The organism is Facklamia sp. 7083-14-GEN3 (genome assembly GCF_024742075.1).
Lineage (GTDB): Bacteria > Bacillota > Bacilli > Lactobacillales > Aerococcaceae > Facklamia.
On the sequence record NZ_JANSGD010000001.1, the window covers coordinates 455156 to 474075 of the forward strand.

General features: G+C 36.6%; 17 protein-coding genes. All 17 read left to right on the top strand.

Annotation, left to right across the window (positions count from 1 at the left end; genetic code table 11):
• The first annotated feature begins 6 nt into the window (after positions 1–6).
• The 17 genes from grpE (at position 7) to purN (ending at position 18920) form a co-directional block, all read left to right on the top strand.
• The gene (gene grpE, locus NW240_RS02170; protein ID WP_258435809.1) at positions 7–630 is read left to right on the top strand and encodes a nucleotide exchange factor GrpE; all 624 of its coding nucleotides are present in this window, start codon (positions 7–9) and stop codon (positions 628–630) included.
• Between the two features lie 52 nt (positions 631–682).
• A complete protein-coding gene (dnaK, locus tag NW240_RS02175; protein ID WP_258435810.1) occupies positions 683–2527 on the top strand; it encodes a molecular chaperone DnaK in 1845 nt (614 codons plus the stop codon).
• 87 nt (positions 2528–2614) lie between these two features.
• A complete protein-coding gene (gene dnaJ / locus NW240_RS02180) occupies positions 2615–3763 on the top strand; it encodes a molecular chaperone DnaJ (protein WP_258435811.1) in 1149 nt (382 codons plus the stop codon).
• Positions 3764–4016: 253 nt separating this feature from the next.
• Positions 4017–5840: a translation elongation factor 4 gene (gene lepA, locus NW240_RS02185; RefSeq protein WP_258435812.1), complete on the top strand. Its 1824-nt coding sequence runs from the start codon at positions 4017–4019 to the stop codon at positions 5838–5840.
• Positions 5841–6111: 271 nt separating this feature from the next.
• Positions 6112–6795 (top strand): N-acetylmannosamine-6-phosphate 2-epimerase, encoded by a 684-nt coding sequence (locus tag NW240_RS02190; protein WP_258435813.1) that lies wholly within the window; start codon positions 6112–6114, stop codon positions 6793–6795.
• A gap of 19 nt (positions 6796–6814) precedes the next feature.
• On the top strand, positions 6815–7711 hold the full coding sequence (locus tag NW240_RS02195) for an N-acetylneuraminate lyase (RefSeq protein WP_258435814.1): 897 nt from the start codon (positions 6815–6817) through the stop codon (positions 7709–7711).
• Between the two features lie 88 nt (positions 7712–7799).
• Positions 7800–9344, top strand: coding sequence for a sodium:solute symporter (locus tag NW240_RS02200; protein WP_258435815.1), 1545 nt, complete (start codon positions 7800–7802; stop codon positions 9342–9344).
• Positions 9344–9787 carry a YhcH/YjgK/YiaL family protein gene (locus NW240_RS02205; protein WP_258435816.1) on the top strand — a complete coding sequence of 148 codons (444 nt, stop codon included), beginning with the start codon at positions 9344–9346 and terminating at the stop codon, positions 9785–9787. Before NW240_RS02200 ends, NW240_RS02205 begins: the two co-directional genes overlap by 1 nt.
• Positions 9788–9948: 161 nt before the next feature.
• The gene (locus tag NW240_RS02210) at positions 9949–10860 is read left to right on the top strand and encodes an ROK family protein (RefSeq protein ID WP_258435817.1); all 912 of its coding nucleotides are present in this window, start codon (positions 9949–9951) and stop codon (positions 10858–10860) included.
• A gap of 159 nt (positions 10861–11019) precedes the next feature.
• Positions 11020–11505: a 5-(carboxyamino)imidazole ribonucleotide mutase gene (purE, locus tag NW240_RS02215; protein ID WP_258435818.1), complete on the top strand. Its 486-nt coding sequence runs from the start codon at positions 11020–11022 to the stop codon at positions 11503–11505.
• Positions 11498–12628 carry a 5-(carboxyamino)imidazole ribonucleotide synthase gene (purK, locus tag NW240_RS02220; RefSeq protein ID WP_258435819.1) on the top strand — a complete coding sequence of 377 codons (1131 nt, stop codon included), beginning with the start codon at positions 11498–11500 and terminating at the stop codon, positions 12626–12628. Before purE ends, purK begins: the two co-directional genes overlap by 8 nt.
• A 27-nt stretch (positions 12629–12655) precedes the next feature.
• Positions 12656–12904 (top strand): phosphoribosylformylglycinamidine synthase subunit PurS, encoded by a 249-nt coding sequence (gene purS / locus NW240_RS02225; protein ID WP_258435820.1) that lies wholly within the window; start codon positions 12656–12658, stop codon positions 12902–12904.
• Between the two features lies 1 nt (position 12905).
• Positions 12906–13592: a phosphoribosylformylglycinamidine synthase subunit PurQ gene (gene purQ, locus NW240_RS02230; protein WP_258435821.1), complete on the top strand. Its 687-nt coding sequence runs from the start codon at positions 12906–12908 to the stop codon at positions 13590–13592.
• Positions 13585–15810 carry a phosphoribosylformylglycinamidine synthase subunit PurL gene (gene purL, locus NW240_RS02235; protein ID WP_258435822.1) on the top strand — a complete coding sequence of 742 codons (2226 nt, stop codon included), beginning with the start codon at positions 13585–13587 and terminating at the stop codon, positions 15808–15810. Before purQ ends, purL begins: the two co-directional genes overlap by 8 nt.
• Before the next feature lie 50 nt (positions 15811–15860).
• Positions 15861–17279 carry an amidophosphoribosyltransferase gene (gene purF, locus NW240_RS02240; protein ID WP_396134554.1) on the top strand — a complete coding sequence of 473 codons (1419 nt, stop codon included), beginning with the start codon at positions 15861–15863 and terminating at the stop codon, positions 17277–17279.
• Positions 17280–17366: 87 nt separating this feature from the next.
• Positions 17367–18338: a phosphoribosylformylglycinamidine cyclo-ligase gene (gene purM / locus NW240_RS02245; protein WP_396134555.1), complete on the top strand. Its 972-nt coding sequence runs from the start codon at positions 17367–17369 to the stop codon at positions 18336–18338.
• A gap of 15 nt (positions 18339–18353) precedes the next feature.
• On the top strand, positions 18354–18920 hold the full coding sequence (purN, locus tag NW240_RS02250) for a phosphoribosylglycinamide formyltransferase (RefSeq protein ID WP_258435824.1): 567 nt from the start codon (positions 18354–18356) through the stop codon (positions 18918–18920).

Below are 18920 nucleotides of genomic sequence, written 5' to 3' on the forward strand. Positions count from 1 at the left end.
CATCAAGTGACAGAAGAGGATAAAAAGATGAATGATAATCAATCTTCTCAAGAACTTAAAGAAGAAAAAGAAAAGTCAGTAGAAGATGAAGTCATTGAAAGTTCAGAAGAAAAAAATCAGGATAGTATGAGTAATGATGTAAATGAAGAAACTGAAGAAAAGCCAGTAGAGGAAGAGTTTTCCGTCGAAGATGAATTAAGAGAAACTATTCAGAATCTAGAAGATAGAAATTTACGTCTACAGGCTGAAATTGCTAATATGCAACGTTCGAATAGTCGCGAAAGACAAGAAGCGGCTAAGTATCGTTCGCAATCTCTAGCAAACAAATTAATTGATGCGATTGATAATCTCGAGCGTGCTTTACAAATCGAAGCGAGTACAGAAGAGAGTCAAGCAATCCATAAAGGAATTCAAATGGTTTATGAACAAATCTTAAATGCCTTTAAGGAAGAAAAAATTGAAGTGATCAATCCGTTAAATGAAACTTTTGATCCAAATTATCATCAAGCGGTAACCACACAACCGGCGGAAGAAGGACAAGAAACTGACATTGTAGTAAATGTTCTACAAAAAGGTTATATCCTTAATGATCGCATTATTCGTCCAGCCATGGTGATTGTGTCCGCGTAATTATTAAGCACTTAATTTTTAACCAAACTAAATTAATAAAGGAGTAGATTATATGTCTAAAATTATAGGTATTGACTTAGGTACAACAAACTCTGCTGTTTCCGTTTTAGAAGGTGGAGAAGCAAAAATTATTACTAACCCAGAAGGAAACCGCACAACTCCATCTGTAGTAGCTTTCAAAAATGATGAGATTCAAGTGGGTGAAGTAGCTAAGCGTCAAGCAGTTACAAACCCTGATACAGTGGCTTCCATCAAACGTCATATTGGTGAAGACAACTTCAAGACTGAAATGGGTGGTAAGAGCTATACACCTCAAGAGATTTCAGCCATGATTTTACAACACTTGAAATCATTTGCTGAAGATTACTTAGGCGATAAGGTTGAGAAAGCAGTTATCACTGTTCCGGCTTACTTTAACGATGCACAGCGTCAAGCAACTAAAGATGCTGGACGTATTGCAGGTTTAGAAGTTGAACGTATTGTTAACGAGCCAACTGCTGCAGCTTTAGCTTATGGTTTAGATAAAACGGATGCTGAAGAAAAAGTCCTAGTTTTTGACTTAGGGGGAGGAACTTTTGACGTTTCAATCCTTGAATTAGGTGATGGTGTATTTGATGTATTATCAACAGCAGGGGATAATAAACTAGGTGGGGATGACTTTGATAATAAAGTGATCGATTTCTTAGTTGAAGAATTTAAAAAAGAAAACTCTATTGACCTTTCTAAAGATAAAATGGCTCTACAACGCTTGAAAGATGCAGCAGAAAAAGCTAAGAAAGATCTTTCTGGTGTGACTTCTACTCAAATCAGCTTACCATTCATCACAGCAACAGCTGATGGGCCATTGCACTTAGAAACAACCTTAACTCGTGCTAAATTTGATGAATTGACACATGATTTAGTAGAAAGAACTAAAGGACCAGTTCGTCAAGCTTTGAAAGATGCTGGCATAAGTAAATCTGAAATTGACGAAGTAATCTTAGTGGGTGGATCGACACGTATCCCTGCAGTTCAAGAAGCTGTTAAGAAAGAAACTGGAAAAGAACCTAACAAATCGGTTAACCCAGACGAAGTAGTAGCAATGGGTGCTGCTATCCAAGGTGGCGTTATTTCTGGTGATGTTAAAGACATCGTTCTATTAGACGTTACACCATTATCACTTGGTATTGAAACAATGGGTGGGGTATTTACTAAATTAATTGACCGTAATACTACTATCCCAACTTCTAAATCACAGGTATTCTCAACTGCAGCTGATAACCAACCAGCAGTAGACGTCCATGTTTTACAAGGTGAACGTGAAATGGCAGCGGATAATAAGACGCTAGGTCGTTTCCAATTGACTGATATTCCAGCAGCACCTCGTGGAATTCCACAAATTGAAGTTACCTTTGATATTGACAAAAACGGTATTGTCAACGTTTCAGCCAAAGATTTAGGTACTCAAAAAGAACAAACTATTACTATCAAATCTTCTTCAGGTTTATCAGATGAAGAAATTGAGCGTATGGTTAAAGATGCTGAAGCGAATGCTGAATCTGATAAAAAACGTCGTGAAGAAGCGGATTTACGTAACGAAGTCGATCAAATGATCTTCACAACTAATAAGACTATCGATGAATTGAAAGATAATGATAACATTTCTGAAGATGAATTGACTAAAGCAGAAGCAGCTCGTGATGAATTGAAAGCAGCTGTAGAAGCGAATGATTTAGAAGAAATGAAAACAAAACGTGATGCACTTAATGAAGTAATTCAAAATCTTTCCGTTAAACTTTACGAGCAAGCTGCTCAACAAGCACAAGCTGCTCAAGAAAATCAAACAGATGCCTCTGATGCTCAATCATCTTCTGATGATAATATTGTCGATGCTGACTTTGAAGAAGTCGACGAGTAATTAAGACATACTTTAGCAAGAGTCTAGGCTAAGTCCTCGACTCTTGTCTTTTATCAGAAGAATTTAAAATGAGTAAGGAGGGACAAAATGGCAAATAAAAAAGACTACTATGATGTCTTAGGCGTATCGCGTGATGCCAGTGATGCTGACATAAAAAAGGCCTACCGTAAACTTTCCAAAAAATATCACCCGGATATTAATAAAGAAGCAGGGGCTGATGAAAAATTTAAAGAAGTTGCAGAAGCCTATGAGGTCCTAAGTGATAGTCAAAAGCGCGCTGCTTATGATCAATATGGCCATGCTTCAACAGATCCTAACTTTGGAGCCGGTTTTGGCGGCGGTGGTTTTGGTGGCTTCTCTGGTGGAGCAGGCTTTGGCTTTGAAGATATCTTTGATACTTTCTTTGGCGGATCTGCTGGAGGAGGGCGTAGAGCCAATGCTCCTCGTAAGGGGAATGACCTGCAATATCGTATTAACTTAACCTTTGAAAAAGCTATATTCGGTAAGGAAACGACCATAAAATATAACCGCAATGAAGAATGTCATACTTGTCACGGCACAGGTGCTAAAGAGGGCACAGAACCTGTCACTTGTCATAAATGTCATGGTACAGGATCTATTCAGGTAGAACGAAATTCTCCATTTGGTCGTGTGATGACGCAAACAACCTGTGATGTTTGTGGTGGGACAGGTAAAGAAATTAAAGAAAAATGTACCACTTGTCATGGCTCTGGTATAGAGTCTGTCAGTCATTCAGTTAAAGTAACCGTACCAGCAGGTGTTGAAGAAGGCAATCAAATTCGCCTTTCTGGACAAGGTGAAGCGGGGTCAAATGGTGGACCTTATGGCGATCTATATGTAGTTTTCCATGTAGAGCCAAGCAAAGAATTTAAACGCAATGGAACAGAAATTTACTATACCTTACCAATTACATTCTCCCAAGCGGCTTTGGGCGATGAGATTCAAGTGCCAACTGTTCACGGGAATGTTAAATTAAAGGTTCCAGCTGGCACACAAACAGGAACTACTTTCCGCTTAAAAGGAAAAGGGGCACCAAGTGTGCGCTCAGGTTACACGGGTGATCAGCAAGTAACTGTTAAAGTAGTAACTCCTTCTAAACTTACTGACAAACAACATGAATTATTCAAACAGTTAGCTAAAGAAATGGGTGCTAATGTTAAAGAGCAAGAAGGTGGCTTCTTTAATAAGATGCGCGATATTTTTCACGGTGAATAATAACCTATTAGCATCAGAGTATATATTATGCTCTGATGCTTTTTAATTATCTTAGATAAGATTAAATATTTGATATTCAGTATAAGTTAGAGATTATTAGCTTTTATAGGAAATAAATGAAAAAGGCAAGAAAGTTCTATATAATAGTTAATTTATTATAATAGCTTGGTGAAAGAAAACTATTCAAAATCACTAATTTTTGATAAGATAGACCTTAGCTATTGATAAGAGGCTTAAAAGGAAGTGAAGTCAAGTGAATATAGAAGAAATGAAGAATAGACAAGAAAGAATCCGTAATTTTTCCATCATAGCACATATTGACCATGGTAAATCCACTCTAGCCGATCGTATTTTACAACAAACTCATACAGTGGCTGATCGTGATATGCAAGAGCAATTATTAGATTCCATGGACTTAGAAAGAGAACGTGGAATTACCATTAAATTGAATGCAGTGGAATTGACTTATCGGGCTAATGATGGCATTGATTATATTTTCCATTTGATTGATACACCTGGTCACGTCGATTTTACCTATGAAGTGTCTAGATCGCTGGCTGCTTGTGAAGGAGCAATCCTGGTAGTCGATGCAGCTCAAGGAATTGAAGCTCAAACTTTGGCTAATGTTTATTTAGCAGTGGATAATGATTTAGAAATTTTACCCGTTATTAATAAAATTGATCTTCCTTCAGCTGATCCTGAAAAGGTTCAAAAAGAAATTGAAGATATTATCGGCATCGATGCTTCAGAAGCTGTCTTTGCGTCTGCTAAGTCGGGTATTGGAATTGATGAGATTCTAGAACAAATTGTTGAGAAAGTACCTGCACCGACTGGAGATATAGAAGAACCACTACAGGCTCTTATTTTTGACTCCGCTTATGATGCCTATCGTGGCGTTGTTTTAAATATTCGAGTAATGAATGGGATTGTCAAACCAGGTGATACCATCCGATTAATGAGTAATGGTAAGGAATTTGAAGTAATTGATGTTGGAATCTTCTCACCGAGTCCTCTTAAAAGAGACTTCTTAATGGTAGGAGATGTTGGTTATTTAACCGCAGGTATCAAGACCATTCAAGATACACGTGTCGGGGATACTATAACCCTAGCAGACAATCCAGCTGAAGAGGCATTAGATGGCTATCGTAAATTAAATCCCATGGTTTATGCCGGTCTATACCCAGTTGATTCGGCCGATTATAATGACCTGCGAGAAGCACTTGAAAAATTACAATTAAATGATGCCTCTTTACATTTTGAACCAGAAACATCACAAGCCCTAGGATTCGGTTTCCGTACAGGCTTTTTAGGCTTACTTCATATGGATGTTATTCAAGAAAGACTTGAGCGTGAATTTGATATTGATTTAATCACCACTGCCCCTTCAGTTATTTACCGTGTAGAAAAGACGGATGGGGAAGAAGTTCTTATCGACAATCCATCTGAAATGCCAGATCCTACCGAGATTGATAAGATTTTTGAACCTTATGTTAAAGCGACCATTATGGTACCAAATGATTATGTGGGCGCGGTAATGGAACTATCTCAACGGAAGCGTGGTAACTTTATTACAATGGATTATTTGGATGATTTCCGGGTAAATGTAATCTATGAACTACCAATGGCTGAAATTGTGTATGATTTCTTCGATAAGTTGAAATCATCAACTAAAGGCTACGCTTCATTAGATTACGAATTAATTGGCTATAAAGAGTCTAATCTTGTTAAATTAGAAATTTTACTTAACTCTGATGTCATCGATGCCTTCTCGATTATTGTGCATAAAGATTTCGCCTATAACCGAGGCCGTGCTTTAGTTGAGAAATTAAAAGGGATTATTCCACGTCAAATGTTCGAAGTACCTGTCCAAGCAGCCATCGGACATAAGATTATTGCAAGAACAACCATCAAAGCTTATCGAAAAGATGTTACAGCAAAACTATATGGTGGGGATGTCTCCCGTCGTAAGAAGTTATTAGAAAAACAAAAAGAAGGTAAGAAGCGTATGAAATCAGTCGGAAACGTTGAAATTCCGCAGGAAGCTTTCATGGCTGTATTACAAATGGATGAAGAATAATTATTTAATAAAAGACCTATCTTTAAATTCAAAGATAGGTCTTTTATTTTTTACTTATATAAGTGAAAAGTAAGTGCTAATTTTTGTTAAATTCCTTACGTAAAATTAAATGGTCCACTCTTTAAATATTTAAATAAATTTTTTTTTTTAAAATAATAATAAAAAATTTGTCTTTTCAGAAAACGGTATATTTTTCATAAAATATTGAAATAGTGTAGTTTGCAGTGTATAATTTTAGACTAGAAAGCGCTTTGATAAAGGAGGGTATTTAATGATTGAAGGAATAAAAGGGGAATTAATTGTCTCTTGTCAGGCGTTAGAAGATGAGCCCTTGCATAGTTCTTTTATCATGTCGCGGATGGCTTTAGCAGCAAGAGAAGGTGGAGCTAAAGGTATTCGTTCGAATTCGGTTGAGGATATTAAAGCAATTAAAGAAAGAGTAGATTTGCCAGTTATAGGGATTATTAAAAGGGATTATGATGGGGCTGATGCCTTTATTACACCTACAATGACTGAAGTAGATGAATTAATGGAAGCAAAGCCTGAAATTATAGCAATTGATGCAACTGGGTCTACAAGGCCTCAAGGAGAATCTTTAAGTGATTTAATGGCAAAGATTAAAGAAAAGTATCCCCAACAGAAACTGATGGCTGATTGTTCAACATTAGAAGAAATGAGAACAGCTGAACAACTAGGCTTTGATTTTATTGGGACAACTTTGGTGGGGTACACTCAACAAAGTAAGGGAATTAAGATTGAGAGTAATGATTTTGAACTTATAAGAAAAGCGGTAGAAACAATTGATAAACCGATTATTGCAGAAGGTAATATCGATACACCTGAAAAGGTTAAACGCGTTTTGGATATCGGAGTTTATAGTGTAGTTGTAGGTTCGGCTATCACTAGACCTCAATTAATCACGAAAAAATTTGTAGACGCTATTCATAATGAGTAAGTATATAGGAGGAATAATGATGACAAAAAAAACAGGAAAAGAGATTAAAGGTATTATCTCAGCTCTTTTGGTGCCTTTTGATTCAGAAGGAAAAGTAAATGAAGCAGGCTTACGTCAAGTGGTCCGTCATAATATTGACAATATGAAAGTGAACGGTCTTTATGTCGGAGGATCCACTGGGGAAAACTTCTTATTAGATACAGCCATAAAAAAACAAATCTTTGAAATTGTAAAAGATGAAGTGAAAGACCAAGTTAAGCTTATTGCACAAGTTGGCGGTCCAAATGTTTATGAAGCAATTGAATTAGGTAAATATGCTACGGATTTAGATTATGATGCAATTTCAGCGGTAACACCTTTCTATTACAAGTTTTCATTCGATGAAGTAAAGCAATATTATAAAGATATTACAGAAGCAGTGGACAATGATTTAATTATTTATTCGATTCCAGTCCTTACAGGTATTAATATGGGGATGGCAGAATTTAAGGAATTATTTGAGTTAAAAAATATTATTGGCGTTAAGTTTACTGCTGCGGACTTTTTCTTATTAGAACGATTACGTAAAGCTTTTCCAGATGTTCTAATCTATTCAGGTTTTGATGAAATGTTATATCCAGCTGCTATCTATCATGTTGATGGAGCAATCGGATCGACATACAACGTAAATGGCTTACGAGCTCGTGGTATTTTAGAAGCTGTCAAAGTGGGGGACCATGAGAAAGCACTTAAGTTACAAAATGAAAGCAATGATTTAATCGAAGCAGTGCTAGCGAATGGATTGTATCCGACACTTAAACGTATTTTACAATTACAAGGTGCGGATAAAGGCGAGTTCTTAAGCCGTAAACCGATGGCTTCAATGACAGCCGAGCAAAAAGAAGAAGCAGAGAGAATTTTTAAAAACTATTTATAATTAACTAAAAGTGCTTAGGTAATTAACGAATACTTTTCTAAGCGTTACTCTTCACTAAGCATGAAAAAATTCGAAGAGGAGTTTAACAATGGCACAAGAAGGTTTTACAACAATTGACTTTATTATTTTAGTAATCTATCTAGTCGCTGTATTATTTGCTGGATTACTCTTTTCTAAAAAAGATATGATTGGTAAGGAGTTTTTTAAAGGAGATGGCTCAATTCCTTGGTATGTAACCTCAGTATCTATTTTTGCGACCTTATTAAGTCCGATTTCTTTTATGACTTTAGCAGGTAATTCCTATAATGGAACTTGGTTATTATGGTTTGCTCAATTAGGAATGATTATTGCAATTCCTTTTGCCATAAAATTTTTCTTACCTATTTATGCCAGAATGGATATTGATACTGCTTACGATTACTTAGAGCGACGCTTTAATTCTCGACTTTTGCGAGCAATTGGTGCTATTTTATTCATTATCTATCAAATTGGTCGTATGTCTATTATTATGTATCTGCCATCAGCTGCTTTGGCAACTTTAACTGGTATTTCAGTTAATTGGCTAATTGTAGTGATGGGTGTGATTGCGATTATTTATTCTTATACTGGTGGGATCAAATCAGTACTATGGACTGACTTCATTCAAGGATCTGTTTTACTAGTAGGAGTGGCAGTGACACTAGGATTTTTAGTAAGTGATTTAGATGGCGGATTTCAGCCAATCATGGATTTGCTAGGCAATGACAAGTTTATTGCGCCTAACGAACCTATTTTTGACCCTAATCTATTAAAATCATCTATCTTCTTATTAATAGTTGGAGCTGGTTTTAATACACTTTCATCTTATATCTCAAGTCAAGATATCGTGCAACGGTTTACTACTACTCAAGATATAAAAAAATTAAACAAAATGATGTTTACAAATGGTGTTTTATCTATTTTTATTGCTACTATGTTCTATTTAATAGGTACTGGATTATTTGCTTACTATCAATTACAAAATCCTAACGATCCAGGTGCTTTAGTGGCTCAAGATCAGGTATTCACTTATTATATAGCCTATCGTTTACCGGTTGGAATTACAGGCGTCCTTTTAGCCGCTATTTTTGCTGCTAGTCAATCTACTTTATCTACGGGATTAAACTCTGTAGCAACTTCTTGGACCTTAGATATTCAAGATGTTCTATCTAAAAATTTAGATGATGCTAAACGGACTCAAATCGCCCGTTGGATTTCTTTGGGAGTAGGAATTTTCTCTATTGTTATTTCAATCGTTCTTGCACATTCCGATATTAAGTCGGCTTATGAATGGTTTAACGGTTTCATGGGACTTGTTCTAGGAGTATTAGGAGGAGTCTTCATGCTAGGGGTATTTACTAAAAAAGCTAACAAATTTGGAGCTTATGCAGCGCTAATTGTTTCAAGTTTAGTGATGATTTTCATTAAATATGGTCTTCCAGCAGAAAAAGTAAGTATTTGGGTTTATTCGCTAATCTCAATTGGAGTTTCTTTAATTGTAGGGTATCTTGTATCGATTATGGTTAAAGATGATAAGTCTACAGCTCCGAAATATACCACTGTCTATGATATTCCAGAGATTAAAGAGAATAATGATTGGTTGGTGAGAAATTAATGGAACTATATGATTTGAATCATATTAATCATATTCAGCGTGAAGGAATAATAAGAGTGATAAAATTTTTAAAAGAGAATGGTGATTTAATAAATAGTCAACCAGGACCTCATATCATTTCTGATGATTTTTACTATAATATTTTAGAATATGACACCACCACTGATGATCAAAGAGTGTGGGAAAGTCACCGTAGCTATTTAGATGTTCATGTTCCAATAAAAGGTAAAGAGAGAATTTGGCACAATTTTATTGGAAATGTTCAATTAGGAGAGTATGTTGAAAAAGATGACTGGCAACAATCACAAGCTCAACCATTATCTGAATTAATCGTTCAGCCAGGACAAATCTTAGTTTTTGATCGCGAAGATATTCATAAAACGGGCTTAATTGTTGATCATGCTGAAAAAATAAAGAAGGCTGTTTTTAAGGTTAAATACTAACGGTTACATTTCAAGTAGGGAAAGGGATAAAAGTCTTTTCCCTATTTTTAAATTTATTCGTAAAGTAATACATAAAGAATTAACTTTTTATTTACTTAAATGAATATTAAAATAAATATATGAGTCCTATCACAGTAAATTATGTATAAGGAAGTGAAAAAGTGCTTATATTAGCGATTGATATCGGCGGTACAACGATTAAAAGTGATGTTTATGATGAGAAAGGTCATTCTTTTGACTATTTCATAGAAGAGAAAACGCCCATAGATTCAATAAATAAAACGAACGATATATTGGATTATGTTTTAAAATTAGTGGGTGAGATAATTAGGAATCTAGAAAAATATAATAAGCGTTTAGAAGGAGTTGCCATTTCTTCCGCAGGGGTGATTGATCCTGATCAAGGCAAGGTAGTCTATGCAGGTTATACGATTCCAGGATATATGGGAACTGATTTTAAGCAAGCTATTAATCAACAGTTTGATTTACCTTGTATAGTTCTGAATGATGTCAATGCGGCGGCATTTGCTGAATTTTCAATAGGAGATTTTGCACCCAATAGTTCTCTAGTTTGTTTGACTATAGGTACGGGTGTAGGTGGGTCTTTAATCGTTAATGGAAAATTATATAATGGAGAAGGGTTTTCTGCCGGTGAAGTCGGTTACTTACCTGTTAATGGCAAAAGATTTCAAGATGTAGCTTCTACGACAGCTATTCTACAATATTATGAACATATAACTGGGAAAAAAAATACCAATGGTAAAATTATCTTTGAAGCTTATATGGCGAATCAACCTGAAGCTATCGAAACAATTGAGTGGTTTACTGATAACTTTTCAGAAGGATTACTGCCAATTATCTATTTAATTAATCCTGAATATATAGTTTTGGGAGGCGGCATTATGCATCAACATAAAATATTGCTACCAATTATATCAGATAAACTCACTGCAAAAATTGAAAATAAAATTTTTCTACCTAAAGATATCTTGCCTGCAAAGTACGGTAATGAAGCTGGCCGAATGGGAGCACTCTACTATTTTTTAAAAAAAGAAAGATTTCTCCGTAGATAATTAAAATTATTTTTTAGACTATTCTTAAATCTATTTAAGAATAGTTTTTTTGTTTATAAAATGAAACACGAACATTAGAATTAATAACCGATTGTTTGTTTGAATCGAGGTTTATTAAGCAAATTTAATGTGCTACTATGCTTTTGAGGAGGCGATGGAATGGTATCAGTGGGAGTCATTATGGGGTCTAAATCAGACTGGCCTACAATGAAATTAGCCACAGAAATGCTAACTGAATTTGGTATCGAGTTTGAAAAGAAAGTTGTGTCAGCTCATCGTATGCCTGATGAGATGTTTACTTATGCTAAGGAAGCTCAAAAGCGTGGCCTGCAAGTTATTATTGCAGGTGCAGGGGGAGCTGCTCATTTACCAGGAATGGTCGCAAGTCAGACCACTTTGCCGGTTATCGGCGTGCCTATTAAGAGCTCTACTCTAAATGGATTAGATTCATTGTTGTCAATCGTTCAAATGCCAGGTGGTGTTCCGGTGGCAACTACGGCTATTGGTAAAGCAGGAGCAAAAAACGCTAGCCTTTTAGCTATCCGAATTTTAAGTCTTCAAGACGCTTCTTTAGTTCAGAAATTAGAGATATATCACCAGCAAATGCGTCAAATGTCCATAGAAAGTGGGCAAGAACTTGAATAATTATATTAAACCTGGGTCTACTATCGGCATTATCGGCGGAGGACAATTGGGTAAAATGTTGGCCCAATCTGCTAAGCGAATGGGTTATCGCGTAGGAATTTTTGATCCTGGACAAAATTGTTCAGCCTCTCAAGTGGCTGACTTTCACTGTCAAGCAGCTTTCGATGATCAAAAACGTTTGGCTGAATTCGCCCATCAAGTCGATGTATTAACTTTTGAATTTGAGAATATTTCTTTAGAGTCGCTTAATAAAATTGTAGAAGAGGGAGCTTATCTTCCTCAAGGGTCTGAAATTTTAAGACTTACCCAAGATCGTTTAACAGAAAAAGAATTTTTAAGAAGTAGCGGTGTACCCGTTGCTGATTACTATCCGGTTAATAGTTATGAAGAGCTTAAGCAAGGTCTTGAACAACTAAATTATCCAGCTGTCTTAAAGACAAGACGCTTTGGCTATGATGGTAAAGGACAAATCATGATAAAGAGCGAAAGAGATATTGAAGAAGCCAAACAGCTTATTGACTCAGCTCCTTGTATATTAGAAGCTTTTGTTCCTTTCAATATGGAGTTATCACATATGGTTGTAAGGAATAAACAAGGTCAAACTAGTATTTTTCCTTTGTCTGAAAATATTCACTATAATCATATTCTTCATCAGTCGATTGTTCCTGCCCGTGTTTCTGAAACAGTGGCCAATCAAGCTTTTAAAGTAGCAGAAACTATTGCTTATAAATTGAACTTAGTTGGAATTGTTGGCATAGAAATGTTTCTTGCCGACGATAAAATTCTAGTGAATGAATTAGCACCTCGACCGCATAATTCAGGTCACTATACCATTGAAGCCTGTCAGTATTCACAATTTGATTTACATATTCGTTCAATTTGTGGTATGACGCTTCCACAAAATAAACTTTTATCTCCTGTTGTAATGACAAATATTTTAGGACAAGATCAAGAGATGGTGATCGAACAATGGCCGAATCATCCCGATTGGCACCTGCATCTTTATGGCAAGGGTGAAGCACGTCAAGATCGTAAGATGGGACACATTACTCAACTTGATTCAAATCCTGAGAGTATTTTAAAAACATTAAAAAAGATTGACAATTGGTCTTATAAATCATAAAAATCTAAAAATTAAGGAGCTGTTCTTATGTATAAAGTAGAGGTATTCGTAACTTATAAGGAATCAATTTTAGACCCACAAGGTGAAGCCATTAAAGGTTCTGTTCATCGTATGGGTGTTGACCAGGTTAAAGAAATTCGTCAAGGAAAATACTTTGAATTAAAGATTGAAAAAGGACAAGAAGAAGTAGAGACTTTAGTTGAAAAAATATGCGATAAAATTTTAGCTAATCCAGTAATGGAATCTTACCGTTACACAATTACGGAGGTGGAATAGGATGAAGTTTGCGGTCATTCGATTCCCAGGCTCTAACTGTGATTTAGATGCTTTTCACGCTATCAAAGATGTGATGGGGCAAGAAGTAGAATATGTTAGTCATAAGGCTGATTCCTTAGAAGGTTTTGATGCAGTCCTAGTGCCTGGCGGATTCTCATTTGGTGATTATTTACGCTGTGGTGCGATTGCTTCGCATTCTAATGTCATGCAAGCTGTAAAAGAGTTTGCTAATGAAGGTAAATTGGTCATTGGTATCTGTAATGGTTTTCAAATTTTAACAGAAGCAGGACTTCTTCCTGGAGCTTTAATTCGTAACACTTCTTTAAAATTTGTTTCTAAAAAACAGCCTCTAGAGGTTGTTAATGCTGGTTCTGCCTTTACAAATGCCTATGAAGAAGGACAGATTATTACTGTTCCCATCGCTCATGGTGAGGGAAATTATGTAGTATCAGAAGATGAACTGAAATCATTAGAAGAAAACAACCAAATTCTTTTCCGTTATGCAGGAGAAAACCCGAATGGGTCGATTGCAAATATTGCTGGAATTTCTAATAAAGAAGGTAATGTGATGGCTATGATGCCTCATCCAGAACGAGCTGTTGAAGAAATAATTAATGGTACAGATGGTATTGGTGTCTTCCAATCAATGATTAATCACTATCAAACAAAGGCGGTGCAACATGGCTAAATTAAAGGAACTTTCTCCTCAAGAAGTAGAAGCAACTAAAATTTACCGTGATTGGGGATTAAAAGATGAAGAATATTTGCATATCAAAGAAGATATTTTAGGTCGTCAACCCAATTTCACAGAAACTGGACTTTATGCAGTAATGTGGTCAGAACACTGTTCTTATAAAAACTCAAAGCAAGTTCTTAAAAAATTTCCTACTGAAGGGCCACAAGTTCTTCAAGGACCTGGGGAAGGGGCAGGAATTGTTGATATTGGTGATCAACAAGCTGTAGTCTTTAAAGCTGAAAGTCACAACCATCCTTCTGCCATTGAGCCATATGAAGGAGCAGCAACTGGTGTCGGGGGAATCTTAAGAGATATATTCTCCATGGGAGCCCGTCCAATCGCATCATTGAACTCCTTGCGTTTTGGTGAATTAGATAATGACCGTATGCGCTATCTATTTGAGGAAGTGGTAGCGGGTATTGCTGGTTATGGAAATTCCATTGGTATTCCAACAGTCGGCGGGGAAATAGCGTTTGATGACTGTTATAAGGGAAATCCTTTAGTAAATGCTATGTCTGTAGGTTTAATTGACCATGCAGATATGCAAGTAGGTCAAGCCCAAGGTGTTGGAAACTCTATCGTCTATGTAGGAGCAAAGACTGGTCGTGATGGTATTCACGGAGCAACTTTTGCTTCAGTAGAATTTGATGATGAAGTCGAGTCTGAACGCTCAGCTATTCAAGTAGGGGATCCATTCATGGAAAAACTATTGATGGAAGCCTGTCTAGAAGTTATCTACAACCATAAAGAAGCCTTAGTCGGTATCCAAGATATGGGTGCGGCTGGTTTAGTATCATCGTCTTCAGAGATGGCTGAAAAAGCTGGTACAGGTGTAACTTTAAATCTTGACCTAGTTCCTCAAAGAGAAACCGGTATGATTCCTTATGAAATGATGCTTTCTGAATCGCAAGAACGGATGCTTTTATGTGTTAAACGCGGTATGGAAGAAGAAATTATCAATGTCTTTAAAGAATATGATTTAGATGCCGTGGTGATTGGTGAAGTTACTGGAGATGGTCAATACCGCTTGATGCATCAAGGAAAAGAAGTCGCCAGCTTACCTGTTAATTCTCTAGGAGATGGCCCCGTTTATAACAATCAAGGAGAAGTTCCACAACGTATTCGTGAATGGGCAGATCAAGGACAATTCCAACCACAAATTGATAATGCGACGCAGACATTAAAAGATATCTTGCAACAACCAACTGTTGCTTCTAAAAAAGTAGCTTACGATACTTTCGATTCACAAGTTCGAACTTCTACTTTAGTTTGGCCAGGATCAGATGCTGCAGTGGTTAGAATTCGCGGCACTAAAAAAGCAATTGCTATGACTGCTGATTATAATTCCCGTTATATCTATCTCAATCCAGAAATTGGTGGTCAAATGGCTGTGGCTGAAGCAGCTAGAAATATCGTAGCTTCAGGTGGGAAACCTTTAGCGATTACTGACTGCTTAAACTTCGGAAGCCCGGAAAAACCAGAAGTCTTTTATGAATTAGATAAATCAGCTGATGGCATTTCAGCAGCTTGTCTTCAATTAGATACACCAGTTATTTCAGGTAACGTATCTTTATATAATGAAACAAATGGTCAAGCGATTTATCCTTCTCCAATGATTGGAATGGTAGGATTAATAAAAGACATTGAACAAGTTACTACTCAATTCTTTAAAGCAGCTGGAGACTCGATTTATATGATTGGTCAAACTAATGATGCCTTTAATGGATCTGAATTACAAAAAATGATGCTTGGTAAGATTGAAGGTCCACTATTTGACTACGATTTAGCGGCTGAAAAATCTAACCAAGAAGCTGTTGCTGCTGCAATTCAAAAAGGATATCTTGCTTCAGCTCATGATCTTTCTGAAGGTGGATTAGCCGTTGCTTTAGCGGAGTCAGCATTTAATACTGACTTAGGTCTAGAAGTAAAAGTAGACCTACCAGCTAGTCATTTATTTGCAGAGAATGGTTCACGCTTTATTGTTTCTGTAAAAGCTGATCAAAAAGCAGCTTTCGAAGCGGAATTTCAAGATCAATTCACTTTAATCGGTCAGGTAACAGATAAAGATCACATCCAAATTCAAGCCAAAGACCAATTTATTGATGCCAAACGCTCAGACTTGCAACAACTATGGGAGGAAGCTATACCATGTCTTTTAAAAGGGAAGTAATCCAAGGGCAAGAAGTGGTTTCTACTGAAATCACGGATGACATATTTGATTTGCCTTATGAAGAATGTGGTCTAATTGGTTTATGGAATCAAAAAGATGCCGCATTTGATGCCTACTATGGTCTACATGCCCTTCAACATCGTGGTCAGGAGGGGGCGGGAATTGCCGCCCTTGATGACGGTGAAATGCTTGCTCATCGCGACTTTGGTTTAGTTAATCAAATTTTTAATCGTCGTCAAAAATTAGAAGAATTACCAGGGAAGGCAGCGTTAGGGCATGTTCGTTATGCCACGGCAGGTCTTAATGATATTAATAATATTCAGCCCTTTGTCTTTCATTTCAATGATGGACCGATCGCTATGGCTCATAATGGAAACTTAGTAAATGCTCATACTCTAAAAGTGGAACTTGAGCAAAAAGGTTCTATTTTTAATACCACTTCTGATAGTGAAGTAATCATGCATTTGATTCGTCGTTCACAAAAAGAAACGTTTATTGAAAAATTAAAAGAGTCTTTAAAGCAAGTTGTAGGTGGATTTACTTATTTATTCCTTACTGAAGAAGAATTAATAGGCGTATGTGATCCGAATGGATTTAGACCATTGATTGTAGGAAGAATGCCTAATGGTGGTTATGTCATGGCTTCTGAGTCTTGTGCTTTAGATCAGATAGGAGCTGCTTATCTATTTGATGTGGAGCCAGGACAAGTCGTTTCTATTAATAATGAAGGTATTCAAAAGGAATACTATACTGAGAATCGTCAACAAGCTATTTGTTCGATGGAATTCATCTACTTTGCTCGACCTGATTCGAATATTCATGGTATTAATGTGCATACAGCCCGTAAGAATTCAGGAAAGAAACTTGCCCAAGAACAAGCAGTTGAAGCAGATATCGTGATTGGTGTTCCAAACTCATCACTCTCAGCAGCATCAGGTTATGCAGAAGAAGCAGGTATTCCATATGAAATGGGACTTATTAAAAACCAATATATTGCACGGACATTTATCCAACCTACTCAAGAATTGAGAGAGCGGGGCGTAAGGATGAAGCTTTCAGCAGTTCGCAAGGTTGTCGAAGGTAAACGTATTGTGATGGTAGATGATTCCATTGTTCGAGGAACTACTTCTAAAAGAATTGTCGGCTTGTTAAAAGCCGCAGGTGCTAAAGAAGTTCATGTGCGTATTGCGTCACCAGCCTTAAAACATCCTTGTTTTTATGGTATTGATATTTCAAATACACGCGATCTAATTGCAGCCAACCATACAGTGAAAGAAATTGAAACGATTATAGGGGCTGATTCCTTAGCTTATCTAAGTGAAGAAGGTTTAATCTCAGCTATTGATCTTCAATCAGATGCTCCTTATAAAGGTTTATGTATGGCTTATTTCAATGGTGATTATCCGACAGCTCTGCATGATTTTGAACAAGAATATCTTGCAGAATTAGAACGTATTGTTGAAGAATAATGATTAGGAGGAAATAAGTTGACGAAGGAAAATGCTTATAGTCGTGCTGGAGTTGACGTGCACGCTGGATATGAAGCCGTTAAAAGAATGAAAAAGCATGTTGAAAGAACCATGCGTCCAGAAGTGTTGACAAATTTAGGTGGGTTTGGTGGAGCTTTTGATCTTTCAAAATTTTCTTATCAAGAACCAGTATTAGTAAGTGGAACGGATGGAGTAGGTACGAAGTTAATGCTTGCTATTCAAGCTGAAAAATACGATACAATCGGTATCGATTGTGTAGCCATGTGCGTGAATGATGTAGTGGCTCAAGGTGCAGAACCTTTATTTTTCCTTGATTACATTGCTGTGGGTAAAAATGATCCTCAAGTAGTCGAGCAAATTGTAGCAGGGGTTGCTGAAGGTTGCGTTCAAGCAGGAGCCGCTTTAGTGGGTGGAGAAACAGCTGAAATGCCTGGTATGTATGATGAAAAGGATTTTGATGTAGCAGGATTTACGGTCGGTATAGCTGAAAAATATCAACTAATTACGGGTGATAAAGTCAAAGCAGGTGATATTTTAATTGGACTAGCCTCATCAGGTATTCATTCCAATGGATTCTCCTTAGTACGTGATATCTTCTTTAATCAACATGATTATCAATTATCGGACCCTATTTTAGAAGGTGCGAATCAAACCTTAGCTGAGGCTTTGCTGGTTCCAACTAAAATCTATGTCAAAACTGTAATGCCACTGGTTAAAAACGGTCTAATTAACGGAATTGCACACATTACTGGTGGAGGATTTGTTGAAAACTTACCACGAATGATGAAAAACGATTTAGCTTGTGAGATTAATTTAGGTTCCTGGCCTGTTTTACCAATCTTTAATCAAATGCAAGCATTAGGTAAAATTGAATCCTTAGAAATGTATGAAATCTTTAACATGGGAATTGGCATGGTCCTAGCAGTAGATGCTGAAAAAGTAGTGGAAGTAAAACAATATTTAGACAAGATTGGTGAATCTGCTTATGAAATTGGTCAAGTGGTTGAGAGAAAGGATAAGGAAGTTATTTTCAACTAATAAGGAGGGGAAAGGATGAAAGTTGCAGTATTTGCTTCAGGGTCAGGTTCTAATTTTCAAGCATTAGTTGAATCTTGTCGGGATCGATCTGACATTGAATTTGTCTTATTGTTTTCAGACTATCGTCAAGCGTATGCACTCGAAAGAGCAAAAAAATTGGGCATAGAGAGTTTAGTGGCTAGTCCTAAAGACTTTAATACCAGAGAAGACTATGAGATTTTTCTCTTAAAACAGATGCAGGATTATCAGATTGATTACATTCTATTAGCAGGTTATATGCGTGTAATCGGTCAGCCTTTATTAGAAGCATATCCTGATCGAATACTCAATATTCATCCCTCACTCCTTCCTGCTTTTCCTGGTCGACACGGAATTGCCGATGCCTACCGAGCAGGAGTTAAAGAAACAGGAGTGACTGTTCATTTAGTGGACCAAGGAATCGATACAGGAAGAATTTTAGCTCAAGAAAAAGTTTTGATTGAAGAAGGCGAAAAATTAGTAGATCTTGAGGAGAAAACCCATGCTGTAGAACACCAATTATATCCTCGAGTCGTTAAAGCATATCTTAAAGGAGTGGAGTAA